The organism is Pseudomonas sp. VI4.1, assembly GCF_002029345.1.
Lineage (GTDB): Bacteria > Pseudomonadota > Gammaproteobacteria > Pseudomonadales > Pseudomonadaceae > Aquipseudomonas.
Genome location: NZ_MULM01000150.1, coordinates 1 through 17,012, shown reverse-complemented (window position 1 = coordinate 17,012; position 17,012 = coordinate 1). Strand labels below are relative to the sequence as shown.

The 17,012-nt window shown below is 62.5% G+C and carries 8 protein-coding genes and 5 pseudogenes; 9 read left to right on the top strand and 4 right to left on the bottom strand.

Features of this window, described 5'->3' with window-relative positions:
- Positions 1–27: 27 nt before the first annotated feature.
- The 3 genes and pseudogenes from BZ163_RS14490 to BZ163_RS14480 form a co-directional block, all read right to left on the bottom strand.
- Positions 28–1,292 (bottom strand): annotated as a pseudogene (locus BZ163_RS14490) (nitrate/nitrite transporter).
- A 20-nt stretch (positions 1,293–1,312) separates the two neighbouring features.
- Positions 1,313–2,383, bottom strand: coding sequence for a sugar phosphate isomerase/epimerase (locus tag BZ163_RS14485; RefSeq protein ID WP_128871483.1), 1,071 nt, complete (start codon positions 2,381–2,383; stop codon positions 1,313–1,315).
- A 108-nt stretch (positions 2,384–2,491) separates the two neighbouring features.
- Positions 2,492–4,001: pseudogene (locus tag BZ163_RS14480) on the bottom strand (PLP-dependent aminotransferase family protein).
- Positions 4,002–4,231: 230 nt separating this feature from the next.
- Here BZ163_RS14480 and BZ163_RS14475 point away from each other — a divergent pair.
- The 5 genes and pseudogenes from BZ163_RS14475 (at position 4,232) to BZ163_RS14455 (ending at position 9,643) form a co-directional block, all read left to right on the top strand.
- Complete coding sequence (locus BZ163_RS14475) at positions 4,232–5,212, top strand: quinone oxidoreductase (RefSeq protein ID WP_128871482.1); 981 nt, start codon at positions 4,232–4,234, stop codon at positions 5,210–5,212.
- 13 nt (positions 5,213–5,225) lie between these two features.
- Positions 5,226–6,074, top strand: a complete 849-nt coding sequence (locus tag BZ163_RS14470; protein ID WP_128871481.1) for a TauD/TfdA family dioxygenase — start codon at positions 5,226–5,228, stop codon at positions 6,072–6,074.
- A gap of 86 nt (positions 6,075–6,160) precedes the next feature.
- Positions 6,161–7,213, top strand: coding sequence for a 3-keto-5-aminohexanoate cleavage protein (locus BZ163_RS14465; RefSeq protein ID WP_128871480.1), 1,053 nt, complete (start codon positions 6,161–6,163; stop codon positions 7,211–7,213).
- Positions 7,214–7,305: 92 nt separating this feature from the next.
- Positions 7,306–8,636, top strand: a pseudogene (locus tag BZ163_RS14460) (MFS transporter).
- Entirely contained in the window at positions 8,633–9,643 is a 1,011-nt protein-coding gene (locus tag BZ163_RS14455; protein WP_128871479.1) for a YeiH family protein, read from the top strand. Before BZ163_RS14460 ends, BZ163_RS14455 begins: the two are co-directional and overlap by 4 nt.
- 88 nt (positions 9,644–9,731) lie before the next feature.
- Here the strand turns inward: BZ163_RS14455 and BZ163_RS14450 are convergent.
- A pseudogene (locus tag BZ163_RS14450) lies at positions 9,732–10,789 on the bottom strand (AraC family transcriptional regulator).
- Positions 10,790–11,173: 384 nt separating this feature from the next.
- Here BZ163_RS14450 and BZ163_RS14445 point away from each other — a divergent pair.
- The 4 genes and pseudogenes from BZ163_RS14445 to BZ163_RS14430 all read left to right on the top strand — a co-directional run.
- A complete protein-coding gene (locus tag BZ163_RS14445) occupies positions 11,174–13,186 on the top strand; it encodes a DUF1302 domain-containing protein (protein ID WP_128871478.1) in 2,013 nt (670 codons plus the stop codon).
- A gap of 41 nt (positions 13,187–13,227) precedes the next feature.
- Positions 13,228–14,585 (top strand): annotated as a pseudogene (locus BZ163_RS14440) (DUF1329 domain-containing protein).
- Between the two features lie 166 nt (positions 14,586–14,751).
- Complete coding sequence (locus BZ163_RS14435; protein WP_128871477.1) at positions 14,752–15,828, top strand: YCF48-related protein; 1,077 nt, start codon at positions 14,752–14,754, stop codon at positions 15,826–15,828.
- 31 nt (positions 15,829–15,859) lie between these two features.
- A partial coding sequence (locus BZ163_RS14430; RefSeq protein WP_371916804.1) for an RND family transporter occupies positions 15,860–17,012 on the top strand: 1,153 nt, incomplete at its 3' end.

Here is a 17,012-nt window from a genome sequence, read left to right as displayed (position 1 = left end):
CACGACTCAGCCTTGCGCCGGGCCTGCTCAGCTTTGCGCTGCACTCACCTCGCCAGTAGCCATGGATTTATTGCGCACGCTCCTGTACAGCAGGCTGGACACCATGAATCCGACAATGGCCAACAGGCTCATCAGGCTGAAAACGTAGTTGTAGCCTTGCTGCCCCGGGAAATGGTCGAGGATGGCGCCGTAGATGACGTAGGCGAACATGCCTGGCGCGTAGCCGATCAGGCAGCCGATACCGAAGGCGGAACCGGTGATGTGTTGCGGGATGCCGACTTCACCCATGGGCGCCCAGAACACGCCGCGCATGGAAAACACAATCAGCGCGAAGGACAGCGTGGCGGCCATGCCCGCATAGATGAAACCCGGGTTTTTCGGGATCAGCAGGATCACGCCCATCAGCGGCAGCAAGGCCAGGAATGCCCACTTCAAATAGCGACTGGTGCTCTTGAACTGCTTGTCGGCAATGAAGCCGCCGGCGGCCCGCCCAGGATCTTCAGGAAGTACTGGTTGATGATGCCGTAGGCGCCCACCAGTGCCACGGGCAGCCCGTACATTTCCTTGAGGTAGGGAATGAAATAGGTCAGGCCACAGTAGACGATGTAGACCATGAACACGTTGAGGCTGACCAGCCAGATACCCGGCACCTTGATGGCTTCGAGCAGATTCGCCATACCGTTTTTCGGCTTGGCGATCGACTGCGTGGTGCCGCCCTTGAGCAGGAACCAGGTCAGGGTGCCTGCCAGAATATCGATGACCGAGTAGAAGAGGATGGCCGATTTCAGCCCGGTCTCGCCGGAGCCCATGGCCACGAACACGCCCAGCGCCGAAAAAGCCACCAGGGTGTCGATGACGCCGCGCCCACCTTCCAGCAGCCCGAACAACCGCCCCTGTTCCTGATCGTCACCCAGGTTGCGGATGGCTTTGAGCAGCGAGGGCCAGAAGATGCAGTCGGCGCAGACGGCCAGCAGGCTGAACACGATCAATAGATTGCTGAACGGCGGAAAGGTCGCCAGATACAGGCCCAGGCCACCGGTGCCGATCAGGCCGATGGGGATCAGTTTGCGCGTGTCGTAGCGGTCCGCCAGAACCCCGCCGAGGACAAACAGCGCAGTGGCGATGATGGCGTTGGCGCTCAATAGCAGGCCGATCTCAGTGTGGCTCAAGCCCATGAATTCTTGCATGGGGATGTAGAAGGCGTCCTTGAGGTTCGCCAGCTTGTAGATGGTGCCACCACCGAGGATGAGAATCAGGAATCTGAGCCATTTGGCCTTGTCACGAGTTGTCATTATTGTTCTCCACGTCAGGTTCAGGCGTTTTCGCGGGTGGCCAGGGTCAACTCGGCCAGGGTTCGGAACTCGGCCAGCAGGCCGCGCACATAGGCCACCTGGTTGTTCGCCCAGCGGTGTTCATCGGCCAGCATTCGCTCCAGCGAATAGCCGGCCGGCAGGGCGGTTTCACTCATTTCCCGGTACGCAATGAAGGGGTCGGCCGCCTCGAGGGTCTGGCGGAATGCCGGGGCGACGTAGTGGTTTTCCTGCTCGAGAATGAACGCGATCACTTGCGGGGTTGAGTCGCCGAGCATCAACAGTTCGAACAGCATGCGTGCGTTGGGCAGATCGTCTTCGTCGCTGCCCTGCAGCACGCCGTAATGGCCGAAGCCGTTGTGCTCGGGGACGACGCGCACACCCTTGAGGTGGGTCTGGCGGATGTGCGGCGCCAGGGTCCGCAGCGCCTGCAGGGGCTGTTCGCAGGCATTGATCATGTTGCCGAAATCGAACAAGGCATGCAGCCGCGGGTGGTCTAGCCGGGTCAGCAGTTGCGCGATCTCGCCGCTCTTGAGTTCCTCATGCTGCTCGAAGTCGAAGAACAGGTCGTGCTCATCGGCCTGCTGCGCGAGGTAATGCAGGTCCGACTCGATCAGGTCCATGACCCGGGACAGCGTGCCTTCGTAGCGTGAGTAGACGCGGATGTTGCGGGTGCCCAGGGCCTTGGCGATGGCGATCACCTGATCGACATCTTTTTTCAGCGTGCTGCTGATTTCCAGGTGCACCGCCAGGCCGAGCGCCTTGGCCTTGGCGGCAAACGCGTGCAGCTGTGCGGGTGTCATCCGGCTCAGGCTGTTTTCCTCGCCGTCCAGTAAATGCAGGCTCAGACCCTGCAACTCGTGGCGATAGGCGAAGTCCAGCAGGTCGGCGGGCGTGACACGGCCATGGGTGAGGTTGGTCAGCAAGGGATAGGCATGGGCAAACAGGCGCAGTTGCCCAAGGCGGTCGAGCAGTTGGCGGGCCAGTGCTTCAGTCAGCAGGGGAGGTGTTCCGGCCCCGGCAGCCTTGTGGCTGAGCAAGGCATTGAATCGCGCTTGGATCTTATTGTTCATTCGAGTCGTTCCTGGTTCAGACGCCGGGTCTACCGGCGCAGCCTTTATCGCGCCAGTCAGGAACTCTCGATAGATCCACTATCAGTTAAATCTTATGACCACTTGCCTTCAGGTGGCCTGCTGCAGATAGCCCATCTTGCCCAAGGCCCGGGCCAGCGCCGCGACGCGCTCCTGCGCCTGGCCTTCAGGCGTGCCGGCGAAGCCGATGAGCAGGGCCGGTGGCAGGACATGCTCGAGGCAGTAGTCGCTCAGGGCATAGGTGTGGATGTTGTGCCGAGCCAGTTCCCTGGCGATGGCGTCGTCATCGAGGGTGGGTGGCAGCCAGGCGATCAGGTGCATGCCGGCTTCCACCGGGGTGAGGGTGAAGAAGCCACCCAGTTGTTGCCGGAGCTGCTCGACCAGTGCTTGCTGGCGCGCCTGGTACAGCGCGCGCATGCGGCGAATATGGCCGAGGAAGTGGCCTTCGCGCATGAAGTCCGCCGTGGTCGCCTGCAGCAGGGTGGGCGGGCTGCGATCCATCACCGCGCGCAAGGTGCAGAAGGGTTCGACCAGGGCTTGCGGCAGGATCACATAGCCCAGCCTCAGCGAAGGGAAGAGGACTTTGCTGAAGGCTGCCGACGTAGATCACTCGCGCCATCCGGTCCATGGCGTAGAGCGCGGGGAGGAGGCGGCCGCTGTAGCGAAACTCACTGTCGCAATCGTCCTCGACGATCCAGCTCTGCTGCTGCGCAGCCCAGTCGATGAGCGCCTGGCGCCGCGCATAACTCAAGGTGACGCCCAGGGGATGCTGGCGAGACGGTGTGGTAAACACCAGGCGCGCGTCCGGGCACTCGGCCAGGCCCTGCTGGACGTCGATTCCCTGTTCATCGATACGCAACGGCACCACGTTGGCACCCTGGGCTTGCAGGGCAATTCTCGCCGCGATATGCCCCGGGTCTTCCATCCACACGCTGTCCTGCGGATTGAGCAACAGCATGCCCAACAGGTTGAAGGCTTGCTGGGCCCCTGACACGATCACCACCTGTTCGGCAGTGCAGTCGATGCCACGGGCATCGAAGACGTACTCGGCAATCGCCGCGCGCAAGGCCTGCAGCCCTTGCAGTTCGCCGTAGCCGAGCAGGGCCTTGGTCGGCTTGAGCAGGTGGCGGTTCATCAAGCGCCGCCACACAGCCAGCGGGAACGCGTCGTAGGAACTGTGGCTGGGCAGGAAGGAGGTGGGGGCCGCCGGATCCCAACCGGTATAGGAAACCCCGCGAAAGTGACTGCTTCGCAGCGACAGCATGGACTGGCTCAGGTCGGACAGGCGCGGGGGCTGGCGCTGCTGCTCGTCGTCGGCAAGCCCTCGATGCTCCCACTCATTGCCGACATAGGTGCCCGCTCCGGTGCGCGAGGCCAGGAAACCTTCGGCGATCAGCTGATCGAAGGCATTGAGAATGGTGATCCGTGACAGCGCCAGTTCCTTGCTCAGGGTTCGCGTCGACGGCAGGCGCACGCCCCCTTGCATTTTTCCGCTGAGAATCTGTTTGCGGATCTGCAAATAGAGTTGGCGGTACAGGGGGATGGCGCTGGCACGGTCCAGCTCGATAGCCGACAGCAGCAAACCTGCAGGGGATTTCATCACATGCTCGCCTGGAAAAAGGGTGGCTTGACCTGGAACACCTTCAGGTACCGAGGTGCGCAGGGTATCGAGAGGCACCGAATAAGTCATCCACCGCAGGCCTTGCTGCCGGCGGTCGACTGTCATGAAATGAAAAGCCATTGTCGCCTGATGTAAAGCGGCTCGCCAGGCTGAGTCCTACAGTCCAATCAGCGCAAATCGACGCTGCACAGACTGGAGAACAAGAAAAAATGGCCAACGCCGTACGCTTCTACGAAACCGGTGGTCCCGACGTCCTACGCTATGAAGAGGTCGACGTCGGCGAACCCGGTCCAGGCCAGGTCCGTCTTCGTCATGTGGCGGTCGGCCTGAACTATGCCGACACCTATTTTCGCAATGGCACCTACCCGATCCCGATGCCGAACGGCATGGGGGTTGAAGCGTCCGGTGTGGTGCAGGCCATCGGCGCAGGGGTGACCAACGTACAGGTGGGCGATCGTGTCACCTACACCGGTTTTCTCAACACCCTGGGGGCCTACAGTACCGAACGCCTGATCGCGGCCGCGCCGCTGATCAAGCTGCCGGAAACCATCAGTTTCGAGACGGCCGCCGCCATGACCATGCGCGGTCTGACTTCGGCGTACCTGATGCGGCGCATCTACGACTTCAAGCCCGGCGACAGCATTCTGCTGCACGCGGCTGCCGGCGGCGTCGGCCTGATCGTTTCGCAGTGGGCCAGGCTGCTTGGCCTGAACGTGATCGGCACCGTGTCCACCGAGGTCAAGGCTGAGATTGCCCTGGCCCATGGCTGCGACCATGTGATCAATTACAGCCACGAAGATGTCGCCCAGCGTGTGCGCGAGTTGACGGACGGGGTAGGGGTCAACGTGGTGTTCGACAGCGTCGGCAAGAACACCTTCATGGGCTCGCTGGACTCGCTCAAGCGGCGTGGCCTGATGGTCTGCGTCGGTACCGCCTCCGGCCCGATTCCGGATTTCAACCCGGCGCTGTTGGCGATGAAAGGCTCGCTGTACATGACCCGCCCGGCGCTGGCCGACTACATCGCCGATCCTGCAGAAAAAACCGCCTTGGCCGGCGAATTGTTCGACCACGTCGGCAGCGGTCGGATCAAGATCGAGATCAACCAGCACTATGCCTTGCAGGATGCCGTCCAGGCGCACCGCGACCTGGAATCACGCAAGACCACGGGCTCGTCGATTTTCGTCATTTAAGGAGTCGCCAGCCATGAAAGTCGAACAATTGACCTGCAGCATTGGCGCCGAACTGATCGGCGTCAACCTCGCCGATGCGGTGCATGACGACGGTCTTTTTGCCGAGATTCGTGCCCAGTTGCTCCAGCATCGGGTGGTGTTCCTGCGCGATCAGGACATCAGTCGCGCCGAGCACCTGGCCTTCGCCCGCCGCTTCGGCGAGTTGGAAGATCACCCGGTGGTCGGCAGCGATCCGGAGCATCCCGGGCTGGTGCGCATCTACAAGACCCCGGATCAGCCGCTGGACCGCTACGAAAACGCCTGGCACACCGACGCGACCTGGCGCGAGGCGCCGCCGATGGGCTGCGTGTTGCGCTGCGTGGAGTGCCCGCCGGTGGGCGGCGACACCATGTGGGTCAACATGGTCGAGGCCTACGCGCGCTTGCCGGAAGACGTGAAGGTGAAGATCGCCGACCTGCGCGCCCGCCACAGCATCGAAGCCAGCTTTGGCGCCGCCATGCCGATCGAAAAGCGCCTGGCGCTCAAGGCGATGTACCCGGATGCCGAGCACCCGGTGGTGCGCACCCATCCGGAAACCGGGGAGAAGGTGCTGTTCGTCAATGCCTTCACCACGCACATGAGCAACTACCACACCCCCGCACGGGTGCGCTTCGGTCAGGACGCCAACCCGGGCGCGAGCGAGCTGTTGCGCTACCTGATCAGCCAGGCCTACATCCCCGAGTATCAGGTGCGCTGGCGCTGGAAGCCCAACAGCATCGCCATCTGGGACAACCGCAGCACCCAGCACTACGCCGTCATGGATTACCCGCCGTGCCATCGCAAGATGGAGCGTGCCGGGATCATCGGCGACAAGACTTACTGATCGACCCCTCTGCATTCGCACTCGTAAACACGTTTGCCCGGCACGATGCCGGGTGGACGCGACAATCATAAGAACAGGAGTAAACCATGCAATTCTTCGACGATTCCCTGTACCCGGAAAACATGGAAAAAGTGGTTATCACCGTGGCCCCGTACGGCCCGGAATGGATGCCCGAAGACTTCCCCGAAGACATCCCGCTGACCATGGACGAGCAGGTGCAAAAAGCGGTCGAATGTTATGAGGCCGGCGCCACAGTCTTGCACTTGCATGTGCGCGAACTGGACGGCAAGGGTTCCAAGCGCCTGTCGAAATTCAACGAGTTGATCGCCGGTGTGCGTGAAGCCGTGCCGGACATGATCATCCAGGTCGGCGGTTCGATTTCCTTCGCGCCGGAAAGCGATGGCGAAGCCGCCCTGTGGCTGTCGGACGATACGCGCCACATGCTGGCCGAGCTGACGCCCAAACCGGATCAGGTCACGGTGGCCATCAACACCACCCAGATGAACATCATGGAATTGCTGTATCCGGAGTACCTGGAAGGCACGTCCCTGGCCAACCCCCTGTATCAGGCGGCGTACAGCGAGATGACCGTACCGGCAGGCCCGGCCTGGGTCGCCGAGCACCTCAAGCGCCTGATGGCCAACGGCATCCAGCCGCACTTCCAGCTGACGGGCATGCACGCCATGGAAACCCTCGAGCGCCTGGTGCGCCGGGGCGTCTACAAGGGCCCGTTGAACCTGACCTGGATCGGTATCGGTGGCGGTTTCGATGGCCCCAACCCGTTCAACTTCTTCAACTTCATCCACCGCGCGCCAGACGGTTGCACCCTGACTTCCGAGTCGCTGCTCAAGAACGTCATGCCGTTCAACACCATGTCGATGGCCATGGGCATGCACCCGCGCGTGGGCAATGAAGACACTATCATTGATCACAAGGGCGATCGTTTCGGTTCGGTTGCACAGATCAAGCAAACCGTGCGCATCGCGCATGAGCTGGGTCGCGAGATCGCCACCGGCAAAGAAGCCCGTGAGATCTACCGCATCGGCGTGCAGTACCAGAGCATCGAGGAAACGCTGCTGGCCAACGGCATGGCCCCCAACCGCAAGGCTGGGCAGAAAGGCGTGCCGCAACGCGGCTGATCGGCAGGCGATGCGGGCGGCCGATGGTCTCCCGCTCGCTGCCCTGCTACACGCTTGATAACAACAATAAAACAAAGCTTTGAGGAGGCTGCATGGCCTTTCACCCAATCGCCGCAGACGATGACGACTGCGCTGTCGGTGTTGCGCGCCCGTATGCCTGGATCGTCTTCGCACTGACGTTCGGGCTGTTGATTTCCGATTACATGTCGCGCCAGGTGCTGAACGCGGTGTTCCCGATGCTCAAGGGCGAATGGGCCCTGAGCGACGGCCAGCTCGGCCTGCTCAGTGGCATTGTCGCGTTGATGGTCGGCCTGCTGACATTCCCGCTGTCGCTGCTGGCCGACCGCTTCGGCCGGGTCAAGAGCCTGGCGCTGATGGCCTTGCTCTGGAGTCTGGCGACGCTGGGCTGCGCCGTGGCGCAGGACTATCAGCAGATGTTCATTGCCCGCTTCATGGTCGGCGTCGGCGAGCGGCGTATGGCAGCGTCGGCATCGCGGTAGTGATTTCGGTGTTTCCCAAACACCTGCGTGCCACGCTGGCCAGTGCCTTCATGGCGGGCGGCATGTTCGGTTCGGTATTGGGCATGGCGCTGGGCGGGGCAATCGCCGCCAAGCTGGGCTGGCGCTGGTCGTTTGCCGGCATGGCGCTGTTCGGCCTGCTGCTGGCCGTGCTGTACCCGATTATCGTCAAGGAAGCACGCATTGCCCCGCAACGCGCCGCCCAGGCGGCGAACAAGGCGGTTGCTGCGGTCAAGCGGCCGTTGCGTACGCTGTTTGCCAGCCGCTCGGTGATCGCCGCCTACATCGGCAGTGGCTTGCAACTGTTCGTCGGCGGCACTGTGGTTGTGTGGATGCCCAGTTACCTCAATCGGTATTACGCCATGCCCACGGACAAGGCGGGCGGCGTCGCGGCGATCATCGTGCTGTGCAGCGGTGCGGGGATGATCCTGTGCGGCATGCTCAGCGATCGACTGAGTCGCCATGCGCCGGAGCGCAAAGTCTCCTTGGCCATCGCCTATTGCCTGGGCAGTTGCCTGCTGTTGTCGGCGGCGTTCGCCCTGCCGCCAGGCCCTGCGCAACTGGCGCTGATCTGCCTGGGCATGTTGATTGCCGCGGGCACCACCGGGCCGTGTGGCGCGATGGTTGCCAACCTGACCCATTACTCGGTCCACGGCACGGCGTTCGCCACGCTGACCCTGGCCAACAACATGCTGGGGCTGGCGCCCGGGCCGTTCATCACCGGCAGGGTGTCCGACCTTATCGGCTTGCAGGCGGCTTTTCAGCTGGTGCCCCTGGTCAGCCTCGCGGCAGGGGCCGTGTTCTTTTATGCCAAGTGTCATTACCTTCGGGACATTGCCCGGCTCAAGGGTGAGCGGGTCGCCGATCCTGTGGGCAAATCCGTGTCAGAGGTGCCCGCACCATGAGTACCCTCGCTCTTACCCGTATCCACAGCCGAACGCGCGAATTGGCGCCAGGGTTTATCGTCAGCCTGATCGTGGCCGCCGCCGCGTCCTTTCTGTCCGAGCATTACGGCGCGCCGGTGATGCTGTTCGCGTTGTTGCTGGGCATGGCGCTGAACTTCCTGGCCGGCGACGGAGCCTGCAAGGCCGGCATCGAGTTCACCGCACGCACCGTGTTGCGCATCGGCGTGGCGCTGCTGGGCATGCGCATCACCCTCGAGCAGATGGTTGCGCTGGGCTGGAAGCCTGTGGCGCTGGTGGTGATCCTGGTGGTGGTGACCATCGGCGTGTCGGTGATCGCCGCCAAGGCCCTGGGCTTTCAGCGTTTGTTCGGCATGCTCACCGGCGGGGCCACCGCGATTTGTGGTGCCTCGGCCGCGCTGGCGCTGGCGGCGGCCTTGCCCAACCATCCGCAGAAAGAACGGGCGACGTTGTTCACGGTGATCGGAGTGTCGGCGCTGTCGACCCTGGCGATGATTGTGTACCCGATGATTGCCAATTGGCTGTCGTTGTCACCGCAAATGGCGGGCGTGTTCCTCGGGGCGACCATCCACGATGTCGCCCAGGTGGTCGGTGCCGGCTACAGCATGTCGACCGAGACCGGCGATACGGCCACGGTGGTCAAGCTGATGCGGGTGGCCATGCTGCTGCCGGTGATCGTCTGCGCCGCGATGATTACCCGGATGCAGGGAGCCGACCCGGCCGGCAAACGACCGCCGCTGTTGCCATGGTTCGCCGTAGGGTTTCTGATATTGGCCTGTATCAACAGCACCGGCTGGATAGCCCCGGTGGTGCAGGGCTCGGTCAATGAGCTGTCGCGCTGGTGCCTGGTGGTGTCCATCAGCGCCCTGGGCATGAAAACCCAACTCAAGGAGCTGGCGGCGGTGGGCATCAAGCCCATCCTGTTGATGTTGGGGGAGACGGTGTTTCTCGTGGTGCTGGTGCTGTTGTTGCTGCGCTGGGGGGGATAAATATCTACCAGGCATGAAACCTGTGGGATCCACACCGGTTTTTGCGGCGACTGTACCAGCGGTCGCCGCTTTTTTTTTGCAGCCTCTTTCAGTCCTCCGAAAGTTGCTCAGGGCGGGGCAGGGGGCTTGGCTCGCCGGGTGACTTGGGTTGTTTTTGCGCGCTGCGCCAGGCCGCCGGCGGCATGCCGAACTGGGCGATGAACCAGCGCGTGAAGGAGCTCGCCATGGAGTAGCCGAGCATGTCGGCGATCCGCCCAACGAGTAGTTCGGGTTGTCCAGGTAGCGCAGCACCAGGTCGCGGCGCACGTCATTGATCAAGTCATTGAAGGCACACCCGTCGTCTTTGAGACGGCGCTGCAGCGTGCGCACGTTCATGCCCTGGGTCTGGGCAATCTGCTCGATGGTGGCGCGTCCCATCGGCAACAACAGGTAGATGGCCTTGCGCACCTCGAACAGCATCGAAGGGCCTTCGTGACCCAGCAGCGAGTCGAGGTAACTCTGGGCGTAACGCGCCATGGCCGGATCGGCATGGGGGTTGGTCATGTCGAGGCTGGTGTTGGGACAGACAATGCCATTGAACTCGCTGCCGAACTCCAGTTTGCAGCCGAACAGACGGCGATGCAGCTGCAGGTTGTCGGGCGGCTGGTGCGTGAAGTTGACGCTGTAGGGTTGCCAGTGTGTGCCGAGCAGGGCCGCGCACAGGCGGAACATCACCCCGATCGCCAGTTCATTGGCTTGTCGGCAGGACATGGGCGAGTCGGCGACCACCTCTTCGCGAATGATCACCATCTTGCCGGCCTCTTCAATGAACAGGGCCAGCGAGTCGTTCATCAGGTGACGGTAATGCACCAACACTTGCAGCGCGTCACGCAGCGTTCGCTGGTGGCTGAGCAGCAGGCTGACCACCCCGAAGTGCGAGAGCTGGCGCGACTCGGCCATGCTCAGGCCGAAGCTCTGGCAGCCGCTGGCGGCGGCCGAATCCTCCAGCAGACGTACGGCGGCATCGATGGGGATGCGGTGTTCGGGCGCCAGCAGCTTGGCTTTGCTCAAGCCGACGCCGGCGAGTACATCGCGCGGGTTGAACCCCAGGTACTGGGTGACCTCCAGGTAGTTGGTCAAGACGGCGGCGCGAACGAGCTTGGGCATGCGAAGGTCTTTCCTGGCCGGTTGCGATTCGAATTAGCGTGGCGACTATATCCAGCACATCGGCAATTGAACAGTTGTGACGTTGTCCCGGGCGCTCGTCCGATTCTGTCCCCAATCACCACGCTTGTCCTGCAGCAATCGACGCTTACCCAGTGATTACGGTGAGCTTCGCAGCAGCGGCGGGGACGTTCGCCCCCTGCCCGCTGCATGCCAGCGCCTGGAAATTTGTCATGAAAAGAAAAGTGCCTGACGTCCAATGAAAAGCGCCTCGGGCGAGCTCTCTCTAATGTCGGTCCTACAAAAAGCCCCTGGCGAATAACGCCAGTCGAGTCATCGAGAGGGCGGCTGCGCTGAAAACAAATAAAAAAAGGCGGAGACAACGCAATGCATAACACTAAGCGCCACGGGTTCGTACCCTCGCGTTACACCCTGTTGGCCTCGGCCATTCTGGCCGCTGCCGTGCCGGTCGCGCAGGCGGTCGAGCTCGACACAGGGAACCCGGACTGGGCCGTGCGTCTGGATAACACCGTGAAGTACAACTACGGCGTACGCACCGAAAGCGCCGACAAGCGGATGCTGGGCACGCCGAACAACAACGACGGCGACTACAACTTCCGCAAGGCCGGGACCAACATCACCAACCGTGTCGACCTGTTGACCGAGATGGATGTGGTCTATCAGGACCACGTGGGTTTTCGCGTCAGCGCGGCCAGTTGGTACGACAAGGCCTACGAGAACACCGGTTCCAATTCCAACCCGTTCGTCAACGGCAATGGCGGGACGTCGGGCCTGGTCGCCAATGATCCGCGCCTTGCCGCGGTCAGCGGCGACAACGTCGGCAACGGCAGCCCGCACCTGAGCAACTATGCGCGGCGTTACTACACCGGTCCCTCCGGCGAAATCCTCGATGCCTTCGTGTTCTACAGCACCGAAGTGGGCGAGGAGTCGCTGCTGAACGTCAAGGCCGGCCAGCACAACGTGTTCTGGGGCGAGACCATTCTCAGCCCGGTGCACTCGATCAGTTACGGCCAGTCCGGCCTGGACCTGGCCAAACTGGCCGCCTCGCCCGGTACCGAGGCCAAGGAACTGTTCGTTCCGCGCAACCAATTGTCGATGTCGTTCACGGTCAACCCCGAGTTGACCGTGGGCGCTCAGTATTTCCTCGATTGGGATGCCGCCCGCCTGCCTGAAGCCGGTACCTACTATGGCGGTTCCGATCTGGTCGGCTTCGGTGCGCAGTCGTTCCTGCTGGGCAACACCAATGGCGTGGTGCCGGGCAGCCCCCTGGGCTGCGGCCTGGCGCCCTGCAACGGGCTGACCAATGTGCGTCGCGGTCATGACCTGACGCCGGACAAGCGCGGCGACTGGGGGATCATGGCCAAGTGGTCGCCGGCCTGGCTGGATGGCACCCTCGGCGTTTACTACCGCGAGACTTCGGAAATCCTCCCGCAAGCCTGGCTGGATGCCAGGGGCCTGAGTTCGGCCAACCCCAATGGCACGCCGCCGGCAGGGCAAGTGCCTGCGGTAGTGAATACGCTCAACTCGTTGAGCACCGCCACCTATCAGATGGCCTATGCCGACAACATCAAGATCGTTGGCCTGAGCCTGTCCAAGGACGTTGGCGGGGTGAGCGTCGGTTCGGACCTGAACGTTCGTCACAACATGCCGCTGGCCAGTATCCCGGCGATCGTCAGCACCAACAGTCCGCTGGGTCTGGGCGCGGGTCTTGGCCTGTTGCCGGCGCGGACGGCGGCTACCGGCGTGGTGTATGACACCCCGCAAAAGGGCGACAGCATGGCCGCCACCGGCGACACCTTGCACTGGACGCTCAACGGCCTGATGACCTTCCCGAAAACCCCGGTGTTCGATTCGGCCAGCCTGCTCGCCGAGTTGTACTACAGCAACCTGCTCAAGCTCGATAGCAAGAACGAAGCGCTCTACAAGGGCAAGGACAGCTACCGCGGCATCGACGCAGCGACCCGGGACAACTGGGGCATCGCGGTCAACTTCACACCGACCTGGTACCAGGTATTCCCGGGAGTCGATCTCAGCGCCCCGATGTCGATCAACGTCGGCCTCGACGGCGTGTCGCCGGTGTCCGGTGGCGGTGCCAAAGACACCGGTAACTATGCCATCGGCCTCGGGGCCGTTGTGTACAACAAATACTTCGTCGACCTGAAGTACGTGGACGCTTTCGGCAAGACCGACAAGTGCGACGCCAGCGGCCTGAGCACCGGCGCGGCCAGTGCCGGCAGCGGCGACGGCTCGACACCCAATGCCTTTAGCGGCAATGAAAACTACGCCTGTTACGCCGGTGGCTACTCAGCCTTCTCCGGTGGAGGGGCCACGACTGAGGACCGTGGCGCCGTTTACCTGACGATGAAAACCACTTTTTGAGTCACCACTGATTTGCTCAATGCAAGCAGGAGAATAACAAGATGAAATTCGCACAAACCGTGTTGGCCGCTTCTCTGGCGATGGTCATTGCCGCCCAGGCGCACGCCGCTGTATCGACTCAGGAAGCCGCCAGGCTGGGCACCAGCCTGACCCTGGTCGGGGCTGAAAAAGCCGGGAATGCCGATGGTTCGATTCCCGCGTATGCCGGTGGCCTGACCACGCCGCCGGCCAGCTTCAAAAACGGTGACAGCATGCGCCCCGATCCCTTTGCCGATGAAAAACCGCTGCTGGTGATCGACGGCAAGAACGTCGATCAGTACAAGGGCGCGCTCACGGCGACCACCGTGGAACTGGCCAAGCGTTACCCCAGTTTCCACGTCAATGTCTACCCGACCCACCGCACCGTCTCGTTGCCAAAAGCCGTGCTGGATAATGGTCTGAAAAATGCCACTGGCGCCAAGTCCCTTGAGGGCGGGTTGGCTATCGATAACGTACTGCCCGGCGTGCCGTTCCCGATCCCGCAGTCGGGCAACGAAGCGATGTGGAACTTCCTGTTGCGTTATCAGGGCGTCAGCATCAACTCCAAGTACGACTCCTGGAACGTCGACTCCGCCGGCGTACCGAGCCTGGCAACCACCGGGCAGGCGTTCATTTCCTATCCGATCTACGAAAACCTGGCGCAGCCGATCAGCAGCGCCGACGTGTACTACCAGATGAAGTTGTCCTACACCGGCCCTGCGCGCCGGGCGGCGAAGCGGTGATGCTCAAGGACGCGGCCAACCCGCTGCAGCAACCCCGTCGTGCCTGGCAGTACCTGCCAGGTCAGCGGCGGGTCAAGCTGGCCCCGAACCTGGCCTACGACACGCCTAACCCGGGCACCGCCGGCGCGGGCACCTACGACGATGTGTTCGTGTTCAACGGTGCACTGGATCGCTACGACTGGAAGCTGGTGGGCAAGCAGGAAATGATCGTGCCCTACAACACCTACAAGCTGACCTACGCCCAGGACCCCAAGGCGCTGACCACCGCCAATCACCTGGCGCCCGAGTACGTGCGTTGGGAAAAACACCGCGTCTGGGTCGTGGAGGGCACCCTCAAGTCCGGCGCCCGCCACATCTATCAGAAGCGCCGCTTCTTCCTCGACGAAGACAGCTGGACCGCTCTGGCCTCCGACCAGTATGACTCGAGCGGCAAGCTGTACCGTGGCTCCTTCGCCTTCCTCAGCCAGAGCTACGACAAGCAGATCCCGGACTCCACGCCTTTCATGATCTACGACATGGTGGTGGGGTCCTACAACATCAACGGCGTGGTCGGGCCTTACGGCGGCATCAAGTACATCGATCCGCTTTCCAAGACGCAATGGTCGGCTGAGTCCCTGGCAGGTAGCGGGATTCGTTAAGCAAACCGCATTGTAGGAGCGAGCCTGCTCGCGATGAATCAGAGGGCGGCGCGGGCATCCAGACAGCACGCGTAATCGTTCACGTCTATCGCGAGCAAGCTCGCTCCTACAACGGCATGAGCTGCACTGCGCGAGGTGCGGCGCGGTTTCCCGAAGAGGACGCAGTATGTGTTCGTATAAAAATAATATGTTGCAGCTGGCCTTTGGCGTTGTGCTCTGCCTGTCGCAGGGTCTCAGCCAGGCGTCCGGTTACGTCGACGTGCTGGATCTGCCGGCCAAGGTCAGCGCCTTGGCCGGCAACAGCCCGTTATCGGGCATGGCCCGGGCCGGCGACCGACTGGTTGCCGTCGGACAGCGTGGCCACATTCTGTATTCCGATGACGCCGGCAATCACTGGCAGCAGGCCGCCGTGCCGGTCAGTTCCGACCTCAATGCCGTGAGTTTTCCGTCTGCCACCCAAGGTTGGGCGGTGGGCGGCGACGGCGTGATCCTGCACAGCAACGACGCGGGTGCGACCTGGCACAAGCAACTGGACGGCCGCCAGATCGGGGCCTTGCTGGTCAAGCATTACCAGGCGTTGGCCAGTGCAGAACCCGGCAACGAACAATGGCCGCTGCTGGTCGCCGAAGGCGAGCGCCTGGTGGCGCAGGGGGCCGACAAACCCTTGCTCGATGTCTGGTTCGCCAACGACCAGCTGGGTTATGTGGTCGGGGTGTTCAACCTGATCCTGCGCACCGAGGACGGCGGCCAGAACTGGACGCCGTTCCAGGACCGCACCGACAACCCGCAGGGCTTTCACCTCAATGCCATCGCCTCCACCGGCGATGCGCTGTACATCGCCGGCGAGCAGGGCTTGCTGCTGAAGTGGGATGACGCGCAGCAACGCTTCGCCGCATTGCAAACACCCTATCAGGGCAGTTTTTTCGGGGTGGTCGGCAAGCCTGGGGAAGCGCTCGTCTACGGCTTGCGCGGCAATGTGCTGCGCAGCACCGATGGCGGACTCAGCTGGACCCCGCTGGACACCGGCCTGCGCATCAGCATCACCGCCGCCATGGTCGATGCCCAAGGTAACTACCGCTTGTTCACCCAGGGTGGGCAGAGGCTGGCGAGCCAGGGCGTCGGTGCGCAAATGCACTGGGCGCGGCAAGTCGAGCCGGTCCCGGTGACGGGCGTCGTGCGCGCCGCCAACGGTGCGCTGGTGGTGGTGGGCAGCCGTGGTGTACGGACGCTGTCCGTTGAATAAGCCCTCGAACCCTTAAAGCGAGAACCCAGACATGGGCAATATCAAACAAGACACCATGCCGGTCATCCGCGATCTGCGAGACTTCGACCGGTGCTCCGGCAATCGGCTGGAGCGGCTGGTGTTCAACTACCGTCCGCTGTTCATGGTGCTCATGACACTGGTCACCCTGGTGCTGGGCTACATGGCGGTGACGCGTCTGGAGCTGCGCCCCAGCTTCGAGAAAATGATTCCGCAGAGCCAGCCGTACATCAAGAATTTCCTTGAAAACCGCCAGTCGCTGCGCGGCCTGGGCAACTCGGTGCGGGTGGTGGTCGAAAACACCCAGGGCGATATTTTCGACCCCGGCTATCTGGACGTGCTCAAGCAGGTCAACGATAAATTGTTCCTCACCGAAGGCGTCGACCGCGCCTGGATGAAGTCGCTGTGGAGTCCAGGCGTGCGCTGGACCGAAGTCACCGAGGAAGGTTTCCAGGGTGGCCCGGTGATGCCGGATGCCTACCGGGGCAAGCCTGAAGAAATAGACCAGCTGCGCCAGAACATTTCCCGTGCCGGTATCGTTGGCAGCCTGGTGGCCAGCGACTTCAAGTCCACCATGTTGATCGTGCCGCTGCTGGACAAGGCCACGGCCAGCGGTCAGCGCATCGACTATCACGCCTTTTCGCAGATGCTCGAAGAGCAGTTGCGCGACAAGATCGAGTTCGCCGGCGACAGCGCGGCTCGCAAGGCCGGGGAGGAGGGCAAGGGCCAGTACAAGGTCCGGGTGATCGGTTTTGCCAAGCTGATGGGCGACCTGATCGACGGGCTGATTCAGGTGATGATGTTCTTCGGCCTGGCCGTGGTCACCTCGCTGGTGATCATCTATTGCTACACCCGCTGTGTGCGCAGCACTTTGCTGGTGGTCGGCTGTTCGCTGATCGCGGTGGTCTGGCAACTGGGCATCGTTGCCTGGCTGGGCTATGCCATCGACCCGTATTCGGTGCTGGTGCCGTTCCTGATCTTTGCCATCGGCGTGTCCCACGCGGCGCAGAAGATGAACGGCATCATGCAGGACATCGCCCGCGGCACTCATAGGCTGATCGCCGCGCGCTATACCTTCCGCCGCCTGTTCATTGCCGGCGTCACCGCGCTGCTCGCCGATGCCGTCGGTTTTGCGGTGCTGATGCTGATCGACATCCCGGTGATCC

What these genes read in the sequence shown, in the direction of transcription:
- BZ163_RS14445 (WP_128871478.1), top strand. Translation starts at nt 11,174, where the DNA reads ATGCATAACACTAAGCGCCACGGGTTCGTACCCTCGCGTTACACCCTG.
- BZ163_RS14475 (WP_128871482.1), top strand. Translation starts at nt 4,232, where the DNA reads ATGGCCAACGCCGTACGCTTCTACGAAACCGGTGGTCCCGACGTCCTA.
- BZ163_RS14455 (WP_128871479.1), top strand. Translation starts at nt 8,633, where the DNA reads ATGAGTACCCTCGCTCTTACCCGTATCCACAGCCGAACGCGCGAATTG.
- BZ163_RS14485 (WP_128871483.1), bottom strand. Translation starts at nt 2,383, where the DNA reads ATGAACAATAAGATCCAAGCGCGATTCAATGCCTTGCTCAGCCACAAG.
- BZ163_RS14465 (WP_128871480.1), top strand. Translation starts at nt 6,161, where the DNA reads ATGCAATTCTTCGACGATTCCCTGTACCCGGAAAACATGGAAAAAGTG.
- BZ163_RS14470 (WP_128871481.1), top strand. Translation starts at nt 5,226, where the DNA reads ATGAAAGTCGAACAATTGACCTGCAGCATTGGCGCCGAACTGATCGGC.
- BZ163_RS14435 (WP_128871477.1), top strand. Translation starts at nt 14,752, where the DNA reads ATGTGTTCGTATAAAAATAATATGTTGCAGCTGGCCTTTGGCGTTGTG.